The following is a 3,936-nucleotide window of genomic DNA, read 5'->3' as shown; positions in this document are numbered from 1 at the left end:
CTGCGAAAAGCGTCAGTCCTCTTGTTCCGGATGGAGCTCCCACTTTTCTGGCTAAAACCATCGCCACTCCACACATGCCAGCGTTTGAGGCGAAGTATTTTTCACCGTAAAGCTTAAAGCCGTCCTTTGTCTGGACTGCCTTTGTATCATTTGCTCCGACATCTGATCCGCCCTGCCGCTCAGTGAGGAAGGTCGCGCCTTCATATAGAGTAGTTTCTCCAGTTGACAGTACATGTGGGAGGAATCTTTCTTTGAGTTCTGGAGAAGCATATTGGTCGAGCAAATAAGCTGTCGCCATCGTCAGTGTTACCGGGCAGTAAAAGCCCGGCTCAGTCTGGGAAAGCAAATATCCCTGGGCGTAGGAATAAATATAATTCCCCTTTCGTCCGAGCTCAGGAATCTCTTTATGGACATAGCCTACAATACCGGTGTTATAGGACTCTTCAACCGTACGGCGGTATCCTTCATTCACCCACACCTCGGAAATGTCCTCTCCGTAGGCATCAAATTTAATCAGCTTAGGCTGGCCTTCACGATCGGTAAACCTGGCTCGCTGGTCAATTTCATTGGCACATTTCTCGCCGAACGCCACGAGTTCCCCGTCAGCATATTTAAAAAAGTCCTCATCCAACAACTCCTTCAGCAAAGCGCGAAACTGTGGTTCCTCTTTGTAAAAGTTCATCTACTTGACCTCCCTTTGAATTCCTTCAAGTTTCCCATTGAAATCTGCAAGCAGCTTCTCTATTTCAACCCTGATTTCAACCAATTCTGCGATTCGTTCATTCACCTCTGCCAGCTTCTCGTTCCCATATTCAATCGTCCGTTTCAGCTGTTTCTCGCCAGTCCGGTCCTCATCAAATAAAAGCACCATCTCCTTGATTTCATCAAGCGAAAAACCAAAGCGCTTCCCTCGCAGCACGAGCTTTAATTGGGTATATTCCCTCCCGGTGTATAAGCGGCGGCCTCCCTCAGAACGTCGAGGGTTCAGCAAACCAAGCTCCTCATAATACCGAATCGTCCTCGTCGTAACCCCAAACTCCTCAGCCAAATCAGAAATAGTGAACATAAGTAAAAACCTCTTTTTAACAGAATAATCAGTAAATTAATTATACCATTGACGTTAACGTAAAGAGCAACCAAAACCTTAATATAAAAACACGCAGACAAGAGCCCTTCACCGCTTTAAACCGCTGGGGGTCAGACCCCCAGCGGTTTAAAGCGGTAAAGTAAGTTTATTTGATTGATATTTTAATATTTAGTTTTTGGTCACTTTGTCTTCATTTTTTGGTCAATTTTTATTCATATTGATACCGTTTTCAGTTGTTGTATGGTGAATATCGTCAGTATACAATAAGAATGTGAAAAGAATCACAATATAACTTATACAGGGGCAATACCTAATAGATGAGTGATCTTATTTTTTTCTTAATACATGTGAAACGATTCACATATACTCATCTACTACCAACACAAGGAGATGGACAGCATGCAAAAGCATATTAGAAAAGTAGCGATTATTGGTACAGGATTGGTTGGTTCAAGTGCCGCCTATTCTATTTTAAATCAAGGCATTTGCGATGAATTAATCATGGTGGATATAAACAAGGAAAGAGCGATTGGTGAATCACTTGATTTATCTCATTGCATCGACTTCACGAACTCAAGGACGAAGGTCCATGCAGGAACATACGCCGAGCTAGGAGATGTAGATATTGTCGTCATAACAGCTGGTCCGCCTCCAAAGCCAGGTCAGACTCGTCTTGATACATTGGGAATTGGTGCAAAGATCATGGAGGATATGATTCCACAAATCATGTCCAGCGGCTTTAATGGAATTTTCCTGATTGCTTCTAACCCGGTGGATATCATCACCTACCATGTTTGGAAGCTATCAGGTCTGCCAAGGAACCGAGTGATTGGAACGGGTACTTCCCTTGACTCTTCAAGACTTAAAACCTATTTATCTGAAATTCTTGATGTCGATCCAAGAAGTATCTCTGGATACACAATGGGTGAACATGGTGATTCCCAATTTGCTGCTTGGTCACATGTATCAATAGGCGGAAAACCGCTGCTACAAATTATAGATGAGCGGAAAAAACAGTTAGCGCATATCGACCTTGATCAAATCGTGGAAGATGTGAAAAAAGTAGGTTTTGAGATTCTCAAACGAAAAGGAACGACTTACTATGGAATCGGAAATGCGATTGCTTTCATCACAAAGTCAATCTTCAACGATGACCATAGAATTATTGCCCTATCATGTGTGGTGGATGGGGAATACGGTGAAACCGAGCTTTGCACTGGTGTCCCAGCGATTATCACAAGAGAAGGAGTCAAAGAAATTGTCGAGCTCCGCCTGAATGAAGAAGAACAGGAGAAATTCAAGAAGTCGACAGCCGTACTACGTGATTATATGGCAAGCATTGGCTATGAAGAGAAAGCTCTCGCATTAGTTTAAGCTCATTCAAACTACTAACCTCCAGAAAGAAGGCGCAACTTATGAAAGACTATATAATGCCGCGGGTATTTAAAGCTTCAACAGGAATTGCACAGGGGATTTTCGTGACATTGGGTATCGGACTTTTGATTAAAAATATCGGTGCGAATTTTGGAATCGATGCTCTTGTCCAAATTGGCACAATCGCCACAAGCCTGATGGCACCAGCGGTTGGTGCTGGGGTTGCATTGATGCTCGGAGCAAATGCTTTAGTTATTTTTTCAGCGATGATTGCTGCAGCAGTTGGTGCCGGCGCATTGACGATAACCGAAGCAGGCGTGTTAATTAAGGCTGGCGAACCAATCGGAGCCTTGCTGACCGCAACAATTGCCACTTATGTCGGTAAAAGAATTACTGGTAAAACACCGCTTGATATGATGGTAATCCCACTGGGTACAATATTAGTTGCAGGCTTCGCTGGTCTATGGCTATCAACTGTAATTGCACCAATTTTAACAACTGTTGGCGGAGTTATTAAGGCTTCAACAGCCGGAAGTCCGCTTCTATCTTCCATCATTTTGGCGATGGTTTGGGGCTTATTCTTAATCTCTCCTGCTTCTTCCGTTGCACTAGCGATGGCACTTGATTTAAGCGGCATCGCCGGCGGAGCAGCATTGGCAGGCTGTGCGGCCCACTTTATTGGATTTTCGATCATCTCTTGGAAAGAAAACCAGCTTGGTGGAATCCTGGCACAAGGTGTATGTACGCCAAAGGTACAGCTGCCAAATATCACTAAAAACCCGTACATCCTGGTACCTACATTGATTGCCAGCGCGATCGTCGGACCAATTTCAGCTCTAATCTTTAAAATCGAAGCCGGCAAGGAAATTGCAGGTATGGGCTTGAGCTCATTCGTAGCACCACTACAGCTTTTAACAAGCTACGACCTGGGTTTCATAATACCTGCCATGCTGGTCACATATATATTGGTTCCAGCTGCGATATCTTACGGAATCTACTATTTGCTGAAAAAAACAGGCAAAATCAAAGAAAATGATTTGAGGTTGCCAAACTAAAAAGAAAAAATTCTTTAACACAGTAAAGCGGTGGGGGTCAGACCCCCACCGCTTTACTGTGTTAAAATGTTCTCTATTTTATTAGGTAATCGACTAGTTTTGTTTTTGGTTTGCCGAAGATTTCTTCTTCTAGGCGGCGACCTGTTGGTGTGGCTGCTAGTCCGCCTTCTGCTGTTTCGCGTAGTGCGGATGGCATCGTTTGGCCGATGGCGTACATGGCGCCGATGACTTCGTCGCATGGGATTCTGCTTGTGACGCCTGCTAGTGCCATGTCGGCTGCAGTGATGGCGTTGGATGCGCCCATCGCGTTCCGCTTGACGCATGGAACTTCGACTAATCCGGCAACTGGGTCACAGACTAAACCAAGCATATTTTTCAAGGTGATCGCAAAGGCTTCAGATGATTGCTGTGGAGTACCGC

The 3,936-nt window shown here is 44.5% G+C and carries 5 protein-coding genes; 2 read left to right on the top strand and 3 right to left on the bottom strand.

The genetic code is table 11. From position 1 onward, the window contains the following. A partial coding sequence (locus tag WB217_RS14520; RefSeq protein WP_423993950.1) for an acyl-CoA dehydrogenase family protein occupies positions 1-682 on the bottom strand: 682 nt, incomplete at its 3' end. Beyond that, the gene (locus WB217_RS14515) at positions 683-1,066 is read right to left on the bottom strand and encodes a MerR family transcriptional regulator (protein WP_423993948.1); all 384 of its coding nucleotides are present in this window, start codon (positions 1,064-1,066) and stop codon (positions 683-685) included. A gap of 420 nt (positions 1,067-1,486) precedes the next feature. On the opposite strand from WB217_RS14515, the gene WB217_RS14510 reads away from it, so the two are divergent. Together WB217_RS14510 and WB217_RS14505 are read left to right on the top strand one after the other, a co-directional pair. Next, positions 1,487-2,461, top strand: a complete 975-nt coding sequence (locus WB217_RS14510) for an L-lactate dehydrogenase (protein ID WP_423993946.1) — start codon at positions 1,487-1,489, stop codon at positions 2,459-2,461. 41 nt (positions 2,462-2,502) lie between these two features. Then, positions 2,503-3,516, top strand: coding sequence for a PTS transporter subunit IIC (locus tag WB217_RS14505; protein ID WP_423993945.1), 1,014 nt, complete (start codon positions 2,503-2,505; stop codon positions 3,514-3,516). Positions 3,517-3,589: 73 nt separating this feature from the next. Here the strand turns inward: WB217_RS14505 and WB217_RS14500 are convergent. After that, on the bottom strand, positions 3,590-3,936 hold a 347-nt coding region (locus WB217_RS14500; RefSeq protein ID WP_423993944.1), incomplete at its 5' end, for an L-serine ammonia-lyase, iron-sulfur-dependent, subunit alpha.

Origin of the sequence: Mesobacillus sp. (genome assembly GCF_049588175.1) — a bacterium.
In the GTDB taxonomy this organism is placed as follows: Bacteria; Bacillota; Bacilli; order Bacillales; family Cytobacillaceae; genus Mesobacillus.
This window is presented reverse-complemented; position numbering and strand designations above follow the sequence as displayed.

Coding starts and splice junctions, on each gene's coding strand:
- WB217_RS14510 (WP_423993946.1), top strand. CDS start 1,487: ATGCAAAAGCATATTAGAAAAGTAGCGATTATTGGTACAGGATTGGTT.
- WB217_RS14505 (WP_423993945.1), top strand. CDS start 2,503: ATGAAAGACTATATAATGCCGCGGGTATTTAAAGCTTCAACAGGAATT.
- WB217_RS14515 (WP_423993948.1), bottom strand. CDS start 1,066: ATGTTCACTATTTCTGATTTGGCTGAGGAGTTTGGGGTTACGACGAGG.